This window comes from Pantoea sp. WEP (assembly GCF_041678305.1).
GTDB classification, from domain to species: Bacteria; Pseudomonadota; Gammaproteobacteria; order Enterobacterales; family Enterobacteriaceae; genus Pantoea; species Pantoea dispersa.
In genome coordinates this window covers 2,749,147-2,769,308 of record NZ_JBGNXB010000001.1, presented here as the reverse complement: position 1 = coordinate 2,769,308, position 20,162 = coordinate 2,749,147, and the positions used below count along the sequence as shown (strand labels likewise).

Annotated in this window: 17 protein-coding genes; 12 read left to right on the top strand and 5 right to left on the bottom strand. The window is 61.6% G+C overall.

Going from position 1 to position 20,162, the window contains the following annotated elements:
* The first annotated feature begins 97 nt into the window (after positions 1-97).
* Entirely contained in the window at positions 98-661 is a 564-nt protein-coding gene (locus ABVR31_RS12870; protein WP_058757823.1) for a helix-turn-helix domain-containing protein, read from the top strand.
* The gene (locus ABVR31_RS12865; protein ID WP_372773073.1) at positions 658-1,176 is read left to right on the top strand and encodes an N-acetyltransferase family protein; all 519 of its coding nucleotides are present in this window, start codon (positions 658-660) and stop codon (positions 1,174-1,176) included. The genes ABVR31_RS12870 and ABVR31_RS12865 overlap by 4 nt, the downstream gene beginning before the upstream one ends.
* A 144-nt stretch (positions 1,177-1,320) precedes the next feature.
* Here ABVR31_RS12865 and ABVR31_RS12860 read toward each other — a convergent pair whose 3' ends face one another.
* Positions 1,321-2,292: a LysR family transcriptional regulator gene (locus ABVR31_RS12860; RefSeq protein WP_372773071.1), complete on the bottom strand. Its 972-nt coding sequence runs from the start codon at positions 2,290-2,292 to the stop codon at positions 1,321-1,323.
* 156 nt (positions 2,293-2,448) lie between these two features.
* Here ABVR31_RS12860 and argH point away from each other — a divergent pair, with 156 nt between their 5' ends.
* The 7 genes from argH to ABVR31_RS12825 are packed head-to-tail and all read left to right on the top strand — an operon-like array spanning position 2,449 to position 9,464.
* Positions 2,449-3,876: an argininosuccinate lyase gene (gene argH, locus ABVR31_RS12855; RefSeq protein WP_058769494.1), complete on the top strand. Its 1,428-nt coding sequence runs from the start codon at positions 2,449-2,451 to the stop codon at positions 3,874-3,876.
* Between the two features lie 9 nt (positions 3,877-3,885).
* Positions 3,886-4,764: an amino acid ABC transporter permease gene (locus ABVR31_RS12850; protein WP_021508449.1), complete on the top strand. Its 879-nt coding sequence runs from the start codon at positions 3,886-3,888 to the stop codon at positions 4,762-4,764.
* Between the two features lie 13 nt (positions 4,765-4,777).
* On the top strand, positions 4,778-5,542 hold the full coding sequence (locus ABVR31_RS12845; protein ID WP_021508448.1) for an amino acid ABC transporter ATP-binding protein: 765 nt from the start codon (positions 4,778-4,780) through the stop codon (positions 5,540-5,542).
* An 18-nt stretch (positions 5,543-5,560) separates the two neighbouring features.
* Positions 5,561-6,382, top strand: coding sequence for an ABC transporter substrate-binding protein (locus tag ABVR31_RS12840; protein ID WP_021508447.1), 822 nt, complete (start codon positions 5,561-5,563; stop codon positions 6,380-6,382).
* An 11-nt stretch (positions 6,383-6,393) separates the two neighbouring features.
* Positions 6,394-7,239, top strand: coding sequence for a polysaccharide deacetylase (locus ABVR31_RS12835; protein ID WP_372773068.1), 846 nt, complete (start codon positions 6,394-6,396; stop codon positions 7,237-7,239).
* Positions 7,232-8,119, top strand: a complete 888-nt coding sequence (locus ABVR31_RS12830; protein ID WP_132465439.1) for a polysaccharide deacetylase — start codon at positions 7,232-7,234, stop codon at positions 8,117-8,119. Before ABVR31_RS12835 ends, ABVR31_RS12830 begins: the two co-directional genes overlap by 8 nt.
* Positions 8,103-9,464: an MmgE/PrpD family protein gene (locus ABVR31_RS12825; protein ID WP_058757817.1), complete on the top strand. Its 1,362-nt coding sequence runs from the start codon at positions 8,103-8,105 to the stop codon at positions 9,462-9,464. The genes ABVR31_RS12830 and ABVR31_RS12825 overlap by 17 nt, the downstream gene beginning before the upstream one ends.
* 157 nt (positions 9,465-9,621) lie before the next feature.
* Here the strand turns inward: ABVR31_RS12825 and ABVR31_RS12820 are convergent, their stop codons facing one another.
* Positions 9,622-10,707 carry an iron-containing alcohol dehydrogenase family protein gene (locus tag ABVR31_RS12820; RefSeq protein WP_141496517.1) on the bottom strand — a complete coding sequence of 362 codons (1,086 nt, stop codon included), beginning with the start codon at positions 10,705-10,707 and terminating at the stop codon, positions 9,622-9,624.
* Positions 10,708-10,835: 128 nt separating this feature from the next.
* On the opposite strand from ABVR31_RS12820, the gene ABVR31_RS12815 reads away from it, so the two are divergent.
* The 3 genes from ABVR31_RS12815 (at position 10,836) to ybiB (ending at position 14,963) form a co-directional block, all read left to right on the top strand.
* A complete protein-coding gene (locus ABVR31_RS12815; RefSeq protein WP_058780844.1) occupies positions 10,836-11,732 on the top strand; it encodes a LysR family transcriptional regulator in 897 nt (298 codons plus the stop codon).
* 54 nt (positions 11,733-11,786) lie between these two features.
* Positions 11,787-13,922, top strand: coding sequence for an ATP-dependent DNA helicase DinG (dinG, locus tag ABVR31_RS12810; protein WP_058757814.1), 2,136 nt, complete (start codon positions 11,787-11,789; stop codon positions 13,920-13,922).
* A 72-nt stretch (positions 13,923-13,994) separates the two neighbouring features.
* Positions 13,995-14,963, top strand: coding sequence for a DNA-binding protein YbiB (gene ybiB / locus ABVR31_RS12805; protein WP_372773065.1), 969 nt, complete (start codon positions 13,995-13,997; stop codon positions 14,961-14,963).
* A gap of 114 nt (positions 14,964-15,077) precedes the next feature.
* Here the strand turns inward: ybiB and ABVR31_RS12800 are convergent, their stop codons facing one another.
* From ABVR31_RS12800 to hutH, 3 genes are all read right to left on the bottom strand, one after another.
* Positions 15,078-16,235 (bottom strand): M20 aminoacylase family protein, encoded by a 1,158-nt coding sequence (locus tag ABVR31_RS12800; protein ID WP_021508439.1) that lies wholly within the window; start codon positions 16,233-16,235, stop codon positions 15,078-15,080.
* Between the two features lie 589 nt (positions 16,236-16,824).
* Positions 16,825-18,510 (bottom strand): urocanate hydratase, encoded by a 1,686-nt coding sequence (hutU, locus tag ABVR31_RS12795; protein ID WP_125308529.1) that lies wholly within the window; start codon positions 18,508-18,510, stop codon positions 16,825-16,827.
* A 10-nt stretch (positions 18,511-18,520) separates the two neighbouring features.
* A complete protein-coding gene (gene hutH, locus ABVR31_RS12790) occupies positions 18,521-20,074 on the bottom strand; it encodes a histidine ammonia-lyase (protein WP_104187040.1) in 1,554 nt (517 codons plus the stop codon).
* Positions 20,075-20,162: the final 88 nt, after the last annotated feature.

Genomic DNA, 20,162 nt, shown 5'->3' with positions numbered 1-20,162 from the left:
TGTACAATGATTATTTTATTGTACAACTTGACCCACTGCACGATTTCGGGCTTTATCTCTTGTGTGAGATTTATTTCCCGAAAATGAGAGGTTGAAGATGTCTGCTCTAAATACGGAAGATCGGCTTGCGGCACGTCTGGCGGAATTACGCCTGCAGCGCGGCTGGTCGCTGGATGAACTGGCTCTGGCAACCGGCATTAGCCGGGCATCATTGTCGCGCATTGAGCGCGCCGAGACCAGCCCTACCGCCGCTTTGCTTAATCGCTTGTGCGTGGCCTACGGTTTAACCATGTCGCGACTGCTCAGCGAAGTAGAAGAAGAAGCGGCGCTGCTGCTGAAAGCGGAGCAGCAGCCGGTCTGGCAGGACACGCTCAGCGGCTTCCAGCGGCGCAACGTCTCGCCGCCGGCCAGTCAGTTTAAAGCGGAGCTGGTGGAGGGCGTGCTGCGTCCTGGCGCGCGCATTGATTATGATGCGCCGCCGGTACAGGGGCTGGAACAGCACATCTGGCTGCAGTCGGGCGAGCTGACCCTCACCATGGAGACGCAGAGCTGGACGCTTCAGGCCGGCGATTGCCTGCGCTTCCACCTCAGCGGACGTTCCTCTTTTCAGGCGCATGCCGAAGGCGGCGCGCGCTACATTCTGGTGGTGTGCAAACCATGATTGAAATCGACTCTCTCAGCGCCACCCAGGCGCAGCCGCTGCTGGCGTCACTGTGTGAGGTGCTGCACGGCTGCGTGGCAGACGGTGCCAGCGTCGGCTTCATTGACGCAGACGATCGCGCAGTGATGGCGCGTTTCTGGCAGGACAAAATTTACAGCCTGGTGAGCGGTGATAACCAGCTGCTGGTGGCCTGGCAAGCGGGCGAGATAGTGGCCACGGTGATGCTGGGCTTCAGCAGTATGCCCAACGGCCGCCATCGCGCGGAGATCAGCAAGCTGCTGGTGCATCCGCGTGCGCGACGTCAGGGCATTGCGCGCCGTCTGATGTTACGTGCCGAGCAGCTGGCGCAGCAGCAGGGGAAAACGCTGCTGGTGCTGGATACGCGCAGCGGCGATGTGGCCAGCGCGCTCTATCTGTCGCTCGGCTGGCAGGTGGCGGGTTCCATTCCGTGCTATGCCGAATCCACGGCCGGCGAGCTGGATGCTACCACGGTGATGTATAAGCGGCTGACGTAAGCGTTCTGGTTGCTGTTACCGGACGCCGCGTTTCCCTTGTCCGCAGGCTGCGTCTCCCTCTCCCGGTGGGAGAGGGCCGGGGTGAGGGCATCAGCGTACACTTTCCCATCCCGTGCCAGCAGAAACCTGGTCACACGCACCAAATCAGGGCGCCGCCGCCGCATCGCTCAACCCCAGCGCCTGCATAAACAGCCGGATGATCGGATTTATTTTCCGGCCTTTCTTCATCACCAGACAAAATGCGGTTTCGCGCCGCAGCGTGTCATCGCCCAGCTCACACAATTGTCCGCGGGCAATAAACGGAGCGGCATAATGTTCCGGTAAATACCCAATAAAGTGACCGGTTAAAATCAGCATGGCCACCGATTCCACCTGCACCGCCTGCACACCGCTCTCCTGCACCGGAATCAGGCGGCGTTCATCGCGCGGGGTAACATATAAATGATTAATAATTTTCTGCTGACGTAATACATCCACCGAAATATTTTTATCGCAAGATCCGCAATAGAGAGGATGTGACGCAGCGCAATATAATTTTGCGTATTCTTTATAAAGTTCGAAGTAATCAAACTCATTTTTCATTTCATACACGGGCGCAATGCCGCAATGAAAACGCCCTTCGCTTATGCCGCGTTCAATATCATCCAGCTGTGCGGTCTGTAGACGAATCTGCACCTTTGGCGCTTTCTGGTGCAACTGTTGCACCGCACTGGTGACCGGCGAGTGTGGATCGCTAATGGTGTTATCCACCACGCAAATCGCGATGTCGCCCAGCAGCTCGTTGCGACTATTGTGCAGCCGCTCGCGAAACAGGTTGAGCGACACGAACAGCTCCAGCGTGGCCTGATAAACATTGATGCCGTACTGCGTCAGCTCAAAACCTTCACGGCCGCGGCTGCACAGCGTCATGCCCAGCCGAATCTCCAGGTCAGAAACCTGTTTACTGATCGCCGCCAGGCCAATATTTAATTCGTGACTGGCGGCGGTTAATCCGCCGGCTTCCACCACGCATTTAAATACCCGCAGCAATTTTAAGTCGATATTACTCAGCGCCAGAACCGCATTATCGCCGCGATTATTCGCATTGTTTCCAGACTGGGAAACTTTACTTTCCATTTTTGCTATTCAACTCCGGAATAATTGCGGTGAAAGTACAGTGAATCTGAAATACCACCTATTTGCCAGTGTGGCAATAAAATAAGTTTTTATTATCGCTGCCGGCTGAATCCAAACTTTTTCATATTGCTGCGGCTGATTTGTGAGGGAAATAACATGTCTGAGAATGCCGAACTGTTATGGGGCGCACGTTTTAAAGCGGCTCCGGCAGCCAGTTTAACCGCGCTGTCGCGTAGCCCGGATTATTACTTTGCGCTGGCGCCGTACGACCTCGCCGGTTGCCGCGCCCATGCGCGCGAGCTGGCGCGTGCCGGGCTATTGAGTGCTGACGAGCTGGATACCATGCTGGCGGCGATTGACGCGCTGGACGCCGATTATCGCGCTGGCCAGCTGCAGCCGATTGCCGCCGATGAAGACGTGCATACCTTCATCGAACGCGCGCTGACAGAACGCCTCGGCGCGCTGGGCGGCAAGCTGCGTGCCGGCCGTTCACGCAACGATCAGACCGTCAACGATCTGCGTCTCTACCTGCGGGATAACGGCCGCAAGCTGGTGAGCGCGCTGTTGCAGTTGCAGCAGGCGCTGGTGACGCAGGCCGCGCAACACACCGACAGCGTCGCGCCCGGCTTCACCCATCTGCAGCAGGCGCAGCCGATTGTGTTTGGCCATCAGCTGCTGGCGCATGCCCAATCCTTCGCGCGTGACATTGAGCGTATGCAGGACTGGGATCGCCGCAGCGCGCGCTGTCCGCTGGGCGCAGCGGCGATGGCCGGTTCGGCGATTGCGCGTCAGCCACAGCTGGCCGCTGCCGATCTCGCTTATCTGGCACCGTGCGAAAACTCGATCGATGCAGTCGCCAGCCGCGACTACGCCGCGGAATTCCTGTTCGTCACCAGCATGATCGGCATCAACCTGTCCCGGCTGTGTGAAGAGGTGTGCCTGTGGGCGTCACGGCAGTTCCGCTGGGTGGAGCTGCACGACAGTTACGCCACCGGCAGTTCGATCATGCCGCAGAAGAAAAATCCGGACATTGCCGAGCTGACGCGCGGCCGCAGCGGCCGGCTGGTCGGTAACCTGATGGCGCTGCTGACCACCATGAAAGCCATGCCGCTCTCTTACAACCGCGATCTCAGCGACGACAAACGTAACGTGATTGATGCGGTCGACACGCTGCTGATGGTGCTGCCTGCCATGGCCGGCATGATGGCGACGCTGAAATTCAATACTGAGGTGATGCGCGAGCAGGCGCCGGATGGCTTTACGCTGGCGACCGAAGTGGCCGACTGGCTGGCAATGCGCGGCGTGCCATTCCGCGAGGCGCACGAGATTACCGGCCAGCTGGTGCAGCTGTGTGAACGCGAAAACTGCGGCCTGGCCGATCTCAGCGATGCGCAGCTGCACGGCGTCGATACACGGCTCACGCCCGAGGTGCGTCAGGCATTAACGCTGGAAGCGGCGCTGGCAGCCCGCAGCGGCTACGGCGGCACCGCACCGGCACGGGTGCGCGAGCAGCTGGCCCGTCTGCAAACCCTGATGCAGGACCAGCAGCGCTGGGCCGATGATTACGCCGGACCGCGCGCCTGAGGAGAGCCTATGTCACACACCACACCGGTTGAACCATCGGTCAACAATGGCCGCGTCCAGCCCCATTACGATCTCGATCGCTATCAGGTGGTGCCGCGCCGCTATTATGGCCGCATCACCGCATCGGCAGTGATCCTTGTGCTGCTGGCGCTGCTGGTTAACGCCTTTGCGCACGGCAATATTGAGTGGTCGTTCGTCGGCCAGTTCTTCACCGCGCAGGCAATCCTCAACGGCGTGGTTAATACGCTGATTATGTCGGTGCTGGCGATGGCGCTGGGCATCCTGTTTGGCGTCATCACCGCCATCATGTACATGTCGCCCAATCCGGTGCTGCACTATATCGCGGTGGGCTATGCGTGGATCTTTCGCGGCACGCCGCTGATTCTGCAACTGCTGCTGTGGTTCAACCTGGCGCTGGTGTTTCCCACCATCAGCATTCCCGGTCTGTTCAGCGTGCAAACCGTCACGGTGATGACGCCGTTTCTCGCCGCGTTGCTTGGCCTGAGCATCAATCAGGGCGCGTACACCTCAGAAGTGGTGCGCGCCGGGCTGTTATCGGTAGATACCGGACAGTATGAAGCCGCCAAAGCCATCGGCATGCCGCGTTTGCAGGCGCTGCAGCGCATCATTCTGCCGCAGGCGATGCGGGTGATTCTGCCGCCGGTCGGCAATGAGTTCATCAGCATGATCAAAACCACCAGTCTGGCCAGCATGATTCAGTACTCCGAACTGCTGTACAACGCACAAACCATTTACTTCGCCAACGCGCGCGTGATGGAGCTGCTGTTTGTAGCGGGTATCTGGTACCTGATTATCGTGACGCTGCTGTCGTTCGGGCAGAGCCAGCTGGAACGCTACTTCTCACGCGGCCATCGTCGTCGCCAGTAACCGGGAGTGAGAGATGAGAAACATCGTGCGCGCCGTCAAGGTGAACAAATATTTCGATCAGTTCCACGCGCTGAAGGACGTCAGCCTGGAAGTGAACTACGGCGAGGTGATGTGCATTCTCGGCCCGTCGGGTTCCGGTAAGAGCACCTTTCTGCGCTGTATCAACCAGCTGGAGAAAGTGGATCAGGGCGGCATCTGGGTCGACAACGAACTGGCGGGCTATCGCATTGCCGGCAACAAGCTGCACCCGCTGAGTGACAAACAGATTGCGCGCCAGCGGCTGCAGACCGGCATGGTATTTCAGCGCTTCAACCTGTTTCCGCACAAGACCGCGCTGGAGAACATCATTGAGGGGCCGTGTCGCGTGCTGCTGCGCCCGAAACGCGAGGCCAGCGAAGAGGCGATGGCGCTGCTGGATCGCGTCGGACTGGCGCACAAAGCGCACGACTATCCACAGTCGCTCTCCGGCGGTCAGCAGCAGCGCGTGGCGATTGCCCGCGCGCTAGCGATGAAACCCAAACTGATGCTGTTTGATGAACCGACTTCGGCGCTCGATCCGGAGATGGTCGGTGAAGTGCTGGCGGTGATGCGCCAGCTGGCAAAAGAAGGCACCACCATGCTGGTGGTGACCCACGAGATGGGCTTTGCGCGTGAGGTCGCCAACCAGGTGGTGTTTATGGATGAGGGACGCATTATTGAGCAGGGCGCACCGGAAGAGATTCTGCTGAACCCGCAAAACCCACGGATGAAAAACTTTATCAACGCGATTCTTCTTTAACGTGACCGGGGTGAATAGATGAAAAAATTGTTATTGAGTGCCATCAGTGCCGCGCTGCTGCTGCAATCCTCTGCCTGGGCGGAGATTGCCGTACCGGCCAGTATCAAAGAGAAAGGGCTGACCGTCGCCATCATGCCGAACTACCCGCCGATGGATTTTAAAGATCCGGCCACCAATCAGCTGAGCGGCGTCGATTATGAGCTGGGCCAGGCAATTGGCGAGAAGCTCGGCGTGAAGGTTAACTGGCAGGAGATCGCGTTTGAACAGATGGTCAACGCGGTGGTGACCAAACGCGTCGATCTGGTGATGTCCGGCATGACCGACACCAAAGAGCGGCAGAAGGTGGTTAACTTTATCGACTACTTCAAAACCGGTCCGCAATTCTACACCCTGGCGGCGCGCAGCGACATCAACAGCGCCACCGATCTGTGCGGCAAAAAAGTAGGCACCAGCCGCCGCACCACCTTCCCGCAGGAGATTGCTACCTGGTCAAAAGCGCACTGCGAAGCGGCCGGTAAACCTGCGATTATCGTGGTGGGCGCGGAAGGCACCGCCGATGCGCGCACGCAACTGCGTCAGCGTCGTCTGGATGGCGCGGTACAGGGCAGCGAAACCCTGCCGTACATCATGAATCTGGAAAAAGGCACCTTTAAGCCGCTGGATAAAGCCTTCTCCTTCCAGTACACCGGCATGGCGCTGGGTAAAGATGCCGGTGAGCTGACCACGGCGATTCAGGCAGCCATCAATGCCATGATTGCCGATGGCAGCTACCAGAAAATCCTCAGTAAATGGGGCCTGAGCGACAACGGCATTGCCGAAGCCACGGTGAATCAGGGCTAAGGAGCGGGCGTATGCAACAACCGGGCGCAGTGTGCTGGCCGCAGGGCAAGCGTGGCTGTATGGCGCTGGCGTTTGATCTTGATGGTCCCACTGGCGATGCCATGCTCAATGGCAGTCTGTGGTCAACACCAGAGTATTTCACCTTTGGCGCCTACGGGCCGTTTCGCGCGCTCGGTCGGCTGCTGGATCTGCTGCGCGCCTTCCAACTGCCGGCCACGTTTTTTGTGCCAGCGTGGGTGGTGGAGCAGTGGCCGCGACAGTGCCAGGCGATTATCGAACAGGGCCATGAAGTGGCCTATCACGGTTATCGCCACGAATCGTTCTGGGCGATTACGCCAGATGAACAGCGCGCTGTGATGGCGCGCTCTGCCGCCATCTTTCAGCAACATCTTGGTATCCGCGCCTGCGGTTTTCGCACTCCTTCCGGCGACTGGCACGCCGAAACGCCGCAGATTCTGCGGGAAGCCGGGGTGATTTACTCCAGCAGCATGCGTGGTGACGATCGGCCGTACAGCATTGCCGTCGCCGGGCATACGCCGCTGGTGGAGATTCCCGGCAAATGGGAGATGGATGATTACGCCTCGCTGGCCTACACGCGCCAGCCGGATTTTCCGCAGGGCGGCGACCGCATCGCCAGCTATGCGCACACCGGTGACAACTGGCAGCGCGAATTTGACGGCGCGATGGCAGAAGGACTGTGCCTGACCACGCTGTTCCACCCGAAAATTTCCGGGCAGCCCGGCCGTTTGCTATTGCTGGAGCAGCTGTTTGCCCACATGACGGCGCGCGACGATGTGTGGTTTGCGCGCTGTGATGCGGTGGCCGCGTGGTATTTGCAGGAGCAGCAACATGACTGAGCATTCACGCTGGCCGTCGGGCAAACAATCGGCGGCCATCATTACCATCGACTATCACGATATTCACGGCATCCTGACGCAGGCACCTGCGGTCGCCGGGCGCGATAAAACCCTGTCGGTGTGGCGCTATGGCACGCTGCGCGGCGTTGATCGTCTGCTGGATCTGCTGGCAGAGAAACAGCTGCTGGCCAGCTGGTGCTTACCGGCCATCGTCGCCGAAGAGCAGCCGCAGGTGCTGCAGCGTATTGTCGCCGCCGGGCATGAGATCGCCTGCAGCGGTGAGCGACACGAAGACTTCTCGGCGCTGACCCTGGCGCAGCAGATTGCCAGCGTAACGCGCGGCTGCGAGCGGCTGGCGCAGCTGACCGGCCAGCCGATTGCCGGGTTTCGCACGCCGGCCGGCCAGTGGAAACCGGGCCTTGCTGCGGCGCTGGCAACGCACGGCATCCGCTGGTCCTCCAGCTGGCGCGGTGATGACTTACCCTATTTTCACCCCGGCACCCGGCTGGTGGAGCTGCCCATGCACTACACGCTGGAAGATGCGCCCTATTTTGCCTTCAACCTCAGCCCGGCGATTCCGCCCGGACAGTCGCGCATCGCGCCCTATGGCGAAACGCTGGCTAACCTGACGCAGGATTTCCACGGTTTTCACCGTTTCGGCCTGTGCTACCTGTTGCGGCTGCACCCGGAAATTATCGGCACCGCCGGACGCATTGGCCTGCTGCGTCAGCTGCTGGAAACGCTGCAGCAGCATGACGTGTGGATCGCTACTGCCGGCCAGGTGGCCGCGCACTGGCAGACGCAGCCGGATAACGATGCCGATCATCCGGCAGAGGTGTTTGCCCGGGTCAGCGGAGGCGAACATGGACACCACGCTTGATCGGCTGGCGGACTTCATCGCAGCCACCCGCTTTGCCCAGCTGCCGGAACCGCTGGTAGCGCAGGCGAAGCGCCATCTGCTGGATACGCTCGGCGCGGCGCTGGCGGGCTGTGACAGCCCGATCTGGCGCGAATGCCGGGCGCTGGTGGCTGAAGAGGGCGGCAGCACCGTGGCGCAGCTGTGGGGCTGTGCGCAGCAAGCTTCCCCGCGCCAGGCGGCGTGGCTCAACGGCGTGGCGGCGCACATGTATGAACTGGACGACACCGGCGGCTGCGATCACTCCGGTGCCGTGGTGTTACCGGCGCTGCTGGCGGCACTGCCGCTGGCGACGCAGCCGGTCGACGGACGGGCATTTCTCACCGCGATGGTCGTCGGTTATGACATCGGCCGCCGCGTGCTGGAAGCCTGCGGGGGTTATGCGGCGCACAACGGTGCGGGCTGGCACTCAACTGCCAGCTGTGGCGTTTTTGGCGCGGCGGCCGCCGTCAGTTGTTTACTGCGGCTGCCGGCCGCGCAGTGTGCCTCGGCGCTGGGCATCGCAGCCAGCTTCAGTGGCGGTCTGTGGGGCTTTATTCATGATGGCTCACACACCAAAAAGCTGCACGCGGCGCGCGCGGCGGAAGGGGGCGTACAGGCGGCGCTGCTGGCACAGCGCGGCATCAGCGGACCGGCCGCGGTATTTGAGGCGCGCTGGGGCGGCTTTCTGCAAACGCTGGCCGGTGAAACGCAACAGCCCGCCGCGCTCACGGCCCAATTGGGCGAGGTGTGGAAACTGGCGCGCTGTTCCATCAAGCCGTACGCCGCCTGTCGCGGTACGCATGCGGCGATCGATGCGCTGGGTCTGCTGCTTGAGCAGCATGCGGTGGCGACCGGGGACATCGCGCGCATTGTGGTTGGGCTCAATCCGTTCCTGCTGGAGATGTGCGGCACGCGTGAGCTCACCAGCCTCGCCGCCGCGCAAATGAGCCTGCCGTATGCGCTGACGGCGCGTGCGCTGTATGGCTCCGCGGAGCTGGCGAGTTATGACGACAGCCGTCGCCTGAGTGCGGAAGCTGCCGCGCTGATGGCGCGTGTTGAGCTGGAGATTGACCACCAGCAGGGGCGCGATGATGAGCCGTGGGTCCGGCTGGAAACGGTGCAGGGCCAGCAGTGGCAGCAGCACGTCGCGGTGCCGTCCGGATCGCCGGCGAATCCGCTGAGCGACGCGGCGCTGCGCGCCAAATACCGCAGCCTCGCCGCGCGCGTCTTGCCGGCGGCACAGGTGCAGCAGCTGGAAACGCTGTGTCTGACGCTGGATAACGTGGCGGATGTGCGGCAAGTCGCGGTGTTACTGGCGACCCGGTAAAAGTGGGGCGCCAGCCATGGCGAAATGCCGCTTGGTCAAGCCAGCGCGACCTGATGATGACGGTGCGCATAAATGCGCACCCTACAAAAACGCGCGCTGGCCCGTAGGGTCGCCGTTTACGGTGACCTGGGATTTACCACATCCATTGCGACCACAATCAAACCCGTTCCGCCAGCCCTTCAATCCGCGCCATCGCCGCCCGCAACCGCGCTTCGTTGACCGGTTCGGCCATGTTCGCCATATCCGGCGCGTGGACAGATTCGCGTATAATCAACGCCAGCTCGCTCTCATCCAGCGCGGCAATCTCGGCCAGCGTCAACGGTACGCCGCAGTCACGCGCCAGGCGCATCTCATCCACCAGCTCTTCGTCGCTGCGATCCTCCAGCGCCAGCAGGCACAAATTGCCATAACCCACCAGCAGGCCGTGACCAAACTCGCGCGTTTTGTCGCAGAAAGTAAAGCCTTCGTAAATGGCATGCGCAGCGGCGGCGTGGGCGCCATTGCTCATCAGCGAGGTCAGACCGGCCCAGGTAAAAATCGCGTCCAGCACCTGATCGAGCGAGGTGCCGCTCTCACCGCGCAGCACCGCTGCGTAAGCCGCCGGACCGTGCTCCGCGATCACCTCATAGCAGATCTGGCTGTGCGCCAGCGATGACAGCGCATTGCCGGTGCGTGTCGGATGGCGCGTGCTTACCGCGCGGAACTCATACCATTTAGCCAGCGTATCGCCGAGGCCCGCGGCCAGCCAGCGGGCTGGGGCGGCTGCCAGCAACTCACTGTCGATGAGCACTGCCGCCGGCGCCTGCGGCAGCGGGAAAATATCAAAGAAGTTGCCGTTATCGTCGTAGCGAATGGTCAGCGGGGTCACCGCAGCGCAGGTGGCGGCAATTGTCGGGACGGTTATCACCGGCAGCCCGAGCTGCGCGCCCACCGCTTTAACCGTGTCCAGCGCCTTGCCGCCGCCCGCACCGATCAGCACTTCTGCCTGTTGTTCAACCGCTAACGCCGCCAGCCGTTCGATATGGTTAAGCGAGGTTTCGCCACCAAACCACACCGGTGCCAGCAGCGTGACGCCAGCGGCGTCGAGCTGCGTCTTTACCTGCGTCGTCACCGCCTGCATCGCGCGCTGGCCGCCAATCAGCAGTGCGCGCTGGCCCAGCCCGGCGCAGATGGCCCCCAGCTGGTTAATCACACCCGCACCACGCAGCACGCGCGCCGGGAACAGCAAATTTTGTTGCGACATAGCGAAAGCTCTCTTTTTCAGGGAATGGCTGCATCATCGCCAAAGCGGCTTGCAGAAAAAATCCCTGTCAGTCGATAATCACTTCAGCGATTCGTTAACTATTGTCAGCAATCCCTGAAGGAAGTGCGGTGCCAACCTTACCCAATCTGAAACTGCTGCAGGTGTTTGCCAGCGTGGTGGAAAACCAGGGCTATTCGCGTGCGCAGCAGGCGCTGAACATGACCACGCCGGCCATCAGCGCCTACATGAGTGAACTGGAAAGCCAGCTGGGCTTTATTCTGTGCCAGCGCGGGCGCGCGGGCTTTGCGCTGACCAGCAAAGGCGAACAGTTCTACGCCTATACCCGGGAAATGCTGGCGACCCTGAGCGGCTGGCAGTCGCAGGTGGAGACGCTGAAAAGCGCGCAGGGCGGCACATTTGCGCTCGGCGTGGTCGACGCCACCGTCACCGACAGCACGCTGGATCTGCCGGCGGTTATCGCCCGTTTTAATCAGCGCTTTCCGGCGGTGTTTCTCACCCTCAGCGTGTGCGAGCCCAACGAACTGCAGCAGCAGGTGCTGGAAGATCGGCTCGACCTGGCCATCGGACACTTTCCGCTGCGCGCCAGCAATCTGGTGACGCTGCCGCTGTACGAGGAGCAGCAGTGGCTGTACTGCAGTCCGCAACATGCGCTGGCGCAGGGCGATGCGGATGTGCGTCGCGTGCAGCAGACCGGCATGGTAACGCGGCGCTACTGGAACCAGCAGGAGCTGAACAAGCGCGGTTTCCGCCATAGCACCGCCTCGGTGGAGAGCATTGAAGCGCAGCTGACGCTGATTCTCTCCGGGCGCTATATTGGCTTTTTGCCCGAGCATTACGCGCGCAGCCGCGAGCAGCAGGGCCAGTTGCTGCGCCTGCTGCCCCACCATTTTCACTTTCGCGCGCCGTTTTCGTTCGCCTTCCGGCGCGGCCGCGCGCGCGAGCCGCTGATCCGCGCGATGCGCGAAATTCTGAATCCAGCGCGAAAAACTGAGCGCGAAAGCTGACGCTGCGGCAATACTGTGTAAAAATACAGGCCGGTTTAACCAACAGTATTCACTATGGCCCTGACAGCAGCGATAAAAAGCCAGATTGCGCAATGGTATAAGGCGCTGCAGCAGCAGGTTCCTGACTTTATCCCGCGCGCGCCGCAGCGCCAGATGATCGCCGAAGTGGCGAAGAGTCTGGCCGGTGACGAGGGTCGCCATCTGGCCATTGAGGCGCCCACCGGCGTCGGCAAAACCCTGTCCTACCTGATTCCCGGCATTGCGGTCAGCCGCGCCGAAGAGAAACGTTTAGTCATCAGCACCGCCAACGTGGCGCTGCAGGATCAGATCTTCAGCAAAGATCTGCCGCTATTAAAGAAAATTATTCCTGACCTCACTTTCACCGCGGCTTTTGGTCGCGGGCGCTATGTCTGTCCGCGCAACCTGACCGCGCTGGCAGCCACGGACGATCAGCAGGGTGATCTGTTGCTGTATCTCGACGAACAGGCGGTGACCGGTTCGAAAGAGGAGCAGAAATTCTGCGCGCGGCTGGAGAAAGACCTCAGCAGCTATAAGTGGGATGGCCTGCGCGATCACAGCGACGTGGCGATTGACGACAGCCTGTGGCAGCGCCTCTCCACTGATAAAGCGAACTGCCTGGCACACCACTGCCGCTGGTATCGCGAATGCCCGTTCTTTGTGGCGCGACGCGAAATCGAGCAGGCCGATGTGGTGGTGGCGAACCATGCGCTGGTGATGGCGGCGATGGAGAACGAGTCGGTGCTGCCGCCGGCCAAACACCTGATGCTGGTGCTGGATGAAGGGCACCATCTGCCGGAAGTGGCGCGTGATGCGCTGGAGATGAGCGCGGAGATCACGCCGGGCTGGAGCAGCCTGCAGCTCGATCTGTTTGTGCGGCTGGTGGAGACCATCATGGCGCAGTTCCGGCCGAAATCCCCGCCGCCGCTGAGCAATCCCGAGCGTCTGAAAGGGCACTGTGATGAGATGCGCGAGCAGCTGCAGACGCTGTGCAACGCGCTCAATCCTCTGCTGCCGCGCGACAATCAGCCAGGCGAGTTTCGCTTTGTGCTCGGTGAGCTGCCGCCAGAACTGCTGACCCTGTGCGCGCGGCTGTTTAAGCTGAGTGATGCGCTGCGTGGCCTGAGCGAAGGGCTGCTCAACGAGCTGGGCGAACAGACCGGCAAGGCCGATATCATGCGGCTGCACAAAGCCATCCTGCAGCTCAATCGCCACTTCGGCTGGTTTGAATCCATCAGCAAACTGTGGCGGCTGGCGGCGATGGAAAAAGCGTCCAACGCGCCGGTGTCGAAATGGGTGACGCGTGAAATTCGTGACGGCCAGGCGCATCTGCTGTTTCACTGCGCCGGGATTCGCGTCAGCGACCAGCTGGAAAAGCTGCTGTGGCGCAAAATCCCGCACGTGGTGGTGACCTCGGCTACGCTGCGTTCGCTGAACAGCTTTAATCGCCTGCAGGAGATGTCCGGCCTGAACCAAAAGGCCGGCGACCGCTTTGTGGCACTCGACTCGCCGTTTAATCATGTCGATCAGGGCAAGCTGATCATTCCGCAAATGCGCTATGAGCCGCTGCTGGCCAATGAAGCGGAGCACATCGCTGAGATGGCGCGCTTCTTCCGCCAGCAAATGCAGGCGCAGCAGCACAAAGGCGTGCTGGTGCTGTTTGCCAGCGGACGGGCAATGCAGCAGTTTGTCAGCCTGGTGCCGGAGCTGCGTCTGTCGATGCTGGTGCAGGGCGATCAGCCGCGTTCACGGCTGGTGGAGCTTCACCGGCAACGGGTGACCGCCGGACAAAGCAGCATTCTGGTTGGCCTGCAATCCTTTGCCGAAGGGCTCGATTTGAAAGGCGATCTGCTGTCGCAGGTGCACATCCATAAAATTGCTTTTCCGCCGGTAGACAGTCCGGTAATTTTGACCGAAGGGGAGTGGCTGAAGAGCCTCAAACGCTACCCGTTTGAAGTACAAAGTTTACCCAGCGCATCGTTTACGCTGATCCAGCAGGTCGGGCGTTTGATCCGCAGCCATCAGTGTTTTGGTGAAATCGTCATTTACGATCGCCGGCTGTTGAGCAAAACCTACGGCAGCCGCCTGCTGGCCGCGCTACCGGTGTTTCCGATTGAACAACCACCGGTGCCGGAAGCGGACAAACCGGCGAAGCGCAGCAAGAAATCCTGAGTATGCGGCAACAGCCGGATGCACGATTGTTGGCCGCCGGGTGACGGCGCGCCCTGGAAGCGGGAAAGTGTGATGGAACTGAATAAGATCATTAAAGAGATTGGCCGTGGCAAGAATCACGCACGCGATATCGACTTTGACACTGCCGTGGCGCTTTACAGCGCGATGCTGGCGGACGAGGTGCCGGATCTCGAACTGGGTGGCGTGCTGATTGCGCTGCGCATCAAAGGGGAAGGGGAAGCAGAGATGCGCGGCTTCTACCACGCGATGCAGCAGCGCATGATGCGGCTGCAGGCCCCGGCACAGCGTCCGATGCCCATTGTGATCCCCAGCTATAACGGCGCGCGTCGCCAGGGCAACCTGACGCCGCTGCTGGCGCTGCTGCTGGTGAAGCTCGGTTTTCCGGTGTTGCTGCACGGCGTCAGCGACGACCCAACCCGCGTAACCAGCGAAGCGGTGCTGGCGGCGCTGGATATTGCGCCGGTGACCAGTGCACAGCAGGCGCAGGCGAAACTCGACGCTGGCGAGCTGGCATTCATCACCATCAATGATTTATGTGCGCCAATGGCTAAACAGCTGGCGCTGCGCTGGCGCATGGGCGTGCGTAACAGCGCGCACACGCTGGCCAAGCTGGCGACGCCGTTTGCCGAACGCGCCGCGCTGCGGCTGGCGAGCGTGTCGCATCCGGAATATGTGCCGCGCGTGGGGAAATTCTTCCAGGATATCGATGCACCAGCAATTCTGCTGAACGGCACTGAAGGTGAGGTCTATGCCAATCCGCAGCGCTGCCCGGCGATTAATTATATTCGCGGTGCCGGCGCAGAAGCGGAAGTGTGGGTTGAGCGGCAGCCGGAGGTCGCGCTGGCGTTAGCAGAGAGCAAAGGCGCCCAGGATACCGCAGCGTGGATCCGTCAGGTGCTGGCCGGTGAACGCGCGGTGCCGCAGGCGCTGCGCCTGCAGCTGGCGTGCTGTCTGGTGGCGACCGGCGAAGCCGCAACGATGGCCGATGCCGAAACGCGGTTACAGCAGACGGGAATTTAACCGGGCTGCCCGGCTGGCCATGCACGAAAAACCTGGGCGGTGACGGCGGTCACCGCAGCGGTTGCGCAGGGGGTGCACGCCTGCGCAGCTGAAGGAGCTTGCTGAGCAGCGCCATCAGCGTTTAATCAGTACGCTCTCCACCAGCTGCTGCCAGAACGTAATACCAATCGGCAGCAGCGCATCGTTGAAATCATAGTTCGCATTGTGCAGCGGGGCTGAAGGCGTGGCACCGTCAGCGCCGAGCCAGAAATAGGCGCCGGGACAGGCTTCCAGCATGCAGGCGAAATCTTCAGACGCCATCGACGGATTAACCTGCCAGTGCACCTGCTGTTCACCCAGCAGCTGGCACGCCACGTCACGCACCTGCTCCGCCGGGGCGACATGGTTGGCGGTAACCGGATAGCCAGGATACCAGTGAATCTCGCCGCTGACGCCAAACGGGCGCGGCAGGGTGGTGACAAAATCTTCAATCAGACCGCGCACGCGATTGCGCACGTCGGTCTGCAGACATCGCACCGTACCGCGCAGCGTGATCTGCTCCGGAATGACGTTAATGGCCTCGCCACCGTGAATCTGGGTGACGCTGACCACCGCCGACGCCAGCGGTGACAGGCGGCGCGACGGGATGGTTTGCAGCGCCAGAATCAGCTCGGCGGCGACCACCATCGGGTCGGCACCGCTTTCCGGCATCGCCGCATGGCAGCTTTTGCCGTGCAGCGTAATCTCAAACGAATCCAGCGATGCCATCATCGCGCCCGGATTTACCGCCAGCGATCCCACCGGCAATCCCGGCCAGTTGTGCATCGCGTACACGGCATCCATCGGGAAGCGCTGAAATAGACCTTCCTCCACCATTTTGCGCGCACCACCGAGATTCTCTTCGGCCGGCTGAAACAGGAAGTGTACCGTACCTTTGAAATTACGCGTGGCGGCCAGCTGACAGGCTGCGGCCAGCAGTATCGCGGTGTGGCCATCGTGACCGCAGGCGTGCATCACGCCAGGCCGGCTCGATTTCCACTGCGGCTCGCCTTTTTCGGTGATCGGCAGGGCATCCATATCGGCGCGCAGCCCGATGACCGGACCGGGACCGTTTTCCAGCGTGCCGATCACGCCAGTGCCGGCGAGGCCGCGAAACACCTGCAGTCCGGCATCGGTCAGCACCTGGGCCACCAGCTCGCTGGTCTGCTGCTCCTGGTAACCCAGTTCAGGGTGTTGATGTAACTGACGACGCCAGGTGAGGGCGTTTTCCAGCAGGACAGCAGGCAGGCTCATAAGGTAAGGCTCCATCAGCAGCGTCAGCTGCGCAATCTCCGACGCGGGAAGTTAAGTGTCCACTGTAGTGGTAAGCGTGGGGGGCGTCTATCGTGGAAAGGAATAATTTGGCTATAGGCTATAGCGGATTGGAATAAGAGGCAGGGGCAAGGTCGGCATCAATGCCGACCCTACAGAGCGCGATAGGATACCGTTGTGCTGGCGCTGCACGCGGTCGGCATCAATGCCGACCCGACAGCGCGTGATGGGATACCGCCATGCTGGCGCTGCACGCGGTCGGCATCAATGCCGACCCTACAGGGCGCGATGGGATACCGCCATGCTGGCGCAGCACGCGGTCGGCATCAATGCCGACCCTACAGGGCGCGATGGGATACCGCCATGCTGGCGCAGCAAGCTGTCGGCATCAATGCCGACCCGACAGAGCGCGATGGGATACCGTCGTGCTGGTGCTGCACGCGGTCGGCATCAATGCCGACCTTGAACAGTGCAACTTTTGGGAACAGTGTTAAGGCTTAACAGACCCACATTGCGGCATGGCCCAGCCATGGTAACTTCCCGTAGGGTGCGCATTGATGCGCACCTGAAACTACTTCAGCATCGGCAAATTGAGACCGTGCTGCTCTGCGCAGGTCTGCGCCAGCTCGTAGCCCGCATCGGCATGACGCATCACGCCGGTGGCCGGGTCGTTCCACAGTACGCGACCAAGGCGCGCATCCGCTTCAGCCGTACCGTCACAGACGATCACCACCCCGGAATGCTGCGAGAAGCCCATACCGACGCCGCCGCCGTGGTGCAGGCTCACCCAGGTGGCTCCGCCGGCGGTGTTCAGCAGCGCGTTCAGCAGCGGCCAGTCTGACACCGCATCCGAGCCATCCTTCATCGCCTCGGTTTCACGGTTAGGTGACGCCACCGAGCCGCAGTCGAGGTGGTCACGACCAATCACGATCGGCGCTTTCAGCTCGCCGTTGCGCACCATCTCATTGAATGCCAGCGCCGCTTTATGACGCTCGCCCAGCCCCAGCCAGCAAATACGCGCCGGCAGGCCCTGGAAGGCGATGCGCTCCTGCGCCATATCCAGCCAGCGGTGCAGGTTTTTGTGATCCGGGAACAGCTCTTTCAGTTTGGCGTCGGTTTTATAGATATCTTCCGCATCGCCCGAGAGCGCCACCCAGCGGAACGGGCCTTTGCCTTCGCAGAACAGCGGACGAATATACGCCGGCACGAAGCCCGGGAAATCAAAGGCGTTTTTCACCCCTTCATCCAGCGCCACCTGACGAATGTTGTTGCCGTAATCCACGGTCGGCACACCCATGTGGTGGAAGTCGAGCATCGCCTGCACGTGCTGCGCCATGGAGGCGCGTGCCGCTTTCTCTACTGCTTTCGGATTGCTGACGCGCTCGGCTTCCCAGCGCGCCACGTCCCAGCCCACCGGCAGATAGCCGTTGATCGGGTCGTGCGCGGAGGTCTGATCGGTCACGATGTCAGGCTTCATGCCGCCCGCTTTCGCGCGCTGCACCAGTTCCGGGACCAGCTCGGCCGCGTTGCCCAGCAGCCCCACGGAGATCGCCTGGCCGGCTTCGGTGGCGTCTTTGATCAGCGCCAGCGCCTCATCCAGGCTGTAGGCTTTATGGTCGAGGTAGCGGGTGCGCAGACGGAAATCGATGCGCGACTCCTGGCACTCAATCGCCAGCACGCAGGCACCGGCCAGCACGCCCGCCAGCGGCTGCGCGCCGCCCATGCCGCCCAGACCGGCGGTGAGGATCCAGCGGCCCGTCAGGTCACTGTTGTAGTGCTGGCGACCGGCTTCGGCGAAGGTTTCAAAGGTACCCTGCACGATGCCCTGCGCGCCGATATAGATCCATGAACCGGCGGTCATCTGGCCATACATCATCAGCCCGGCCTTATCCAGTTCGTGGAAGTGATCCCACGTCGCCCAGTGCGGCACCAGGTTGGAGTTGGCCAGCAGTACGCGCGGCGCATCGGCATGGGTGCGGAACACACCGACCGGCTTGCCGGACTGAATCAGCAGCGTCTCTTCCGGCTGCAGCGCGCGCAGCGAGCGCAGAATCTGTTCAAAGCACGCCCAGTTGCGCGCGGCTTTGCCGATTCCGCCATACACCACCAGATCCTCCGGGCGTTCGGCCACGTCAGGATCGAGGTTGTTCTGAATCATGCGGTATGCCGCTTCAATCAGCCAGTTGGCGCAGTGCAGTTCATTACCGCGCGGCGCACGGATTTCACGGGCAACAGCCTGAGTCAAAGTTTCGCTCATCATCGGTTCCTTAATTAGCAGTAGAACGCTGGCTTGGCAGCAGCGCAGTAAGGGTTTCAGGCCAGACGTAACTGCTGGCCCACAGGCGCATGGCATCAATGTCCGGCGCCAGTAAACGGTCCTGATCGAGGAAGGCGACCTGCGCACGAATGCGGCTCATCTCCTGTTCGATCGCGGCAGAGCTTTGCAGCGGGCGGTGGAAGTCGATGCCCTGCGCCGCCGCCATCGCTTCAATGCCGACCACGGCAGCGGTGTTGAAGCACATCTCGCCCAGGCGGCGTGCCGCGTAGGTGGCCATCGATACGTGATCTTCCTGATTGGCTGAGGTCGGCAGGCTGTCGACGCTGCCCGGGTGCGCCAGCGATTTGTTCTCCGAGGCCAGCGCGGCAGCGGTAACCTGCGCAATCATGAAGCCCGAGTTCACGCCGCCGTCGCGCACCAGGAAGGGCGGCAGGCCGGAGAGACCGGTGTCGAGCAGCAGCGCCAGGCGGCGTTCGGAGATGGCACCGACTTCGGCAATCGCCAGCGCGATGATGTCGGCGGCAAAGGCCACCGGCTCGGCGTGGAAGTTACCGCCGGAGATCACGTCGCCGCTGTCGCTGAAGACCAGCGGGTTGTCAGAAGCGGCGTTAGCTTCAATCTGCAGCACGCGCGCGGCGTGGCTGAGGTTATCGAGACAGGCGCCCATCACCTGCGGTACGCAGCGGATCGAATAGGGATCCTGCACGCGTCCGCAGTTGCTGTGCGAACTGAGAATTTCGCTGCCTTCGAGCAGTGTCGCCACCGCAGCGGCGACGGCAATCTGCCCGTGCTGGCCACGCGCCTGATGGATGCGCGCATCAAACGGTTTAACCGAGCCTTTAATCGCTTCCAGCGACAGCGCGCCGGCCATAAGCCCGGCGGCAAACAGATTTTCGGCTTCAAACAGACCACGCAGCGCCAGCGCGGTAGAGACCTGGGTGCCGTTGAGCAACGCCAGACCCTCTTTTGGCCCCAGCACAATCGGCTGCAGGCCGACGCGGGCCAGGCCTTCGCTGGCGGGTACCAGCTGGCCGTCAATGCGCACCTGGCCTTCACCGAGCAGCATCAGGGAGAGATGCGCCAGCGGCGCCAGATCGCCGGACGCGCCAACCGATCCCTTCGCCGGGATGCACGGCATCACGCCGGCGTTGAACAGCGCCAGCAGCGCGTCAATCAGTTCCATGCGGATGCCCGAGTGACCGCGTGCCAGGCTGATGATTTTGCTGGCGACCACCAGGCGGGTGACGTTGTCCGGCAGCAGATCGCCGAGGCCGACGCTGTGTGACAGCACCAGGTTGCGCTGCAGTTCCGCCAGGCGTTCGGCGGGGATCTGCGTTTGCGCCAGCTTGCCGAAGCCGGTGTTGATGCCGTACACCACCTTGCCGGAGGCGACGATGGCCTCGACGGTTTCACGTGCGCGGTCAATATCCGCCCGCGCTTCCTCTGCCAGCTGCAGGGTCACCTTATCCTGATAAATGCGGCGTAAGGTGGCGAGGTCCACTTCACCGGGAACGAGGCGAATTGCCTGAACCGAACCTGACATAGTCTACTCCTGTCTATACAAGTGATCTGCCACGTTGTGGCGGAGCGTAAGTTGCGATGGCATCCGCCAGGGGCGCTATAAGTGTTGT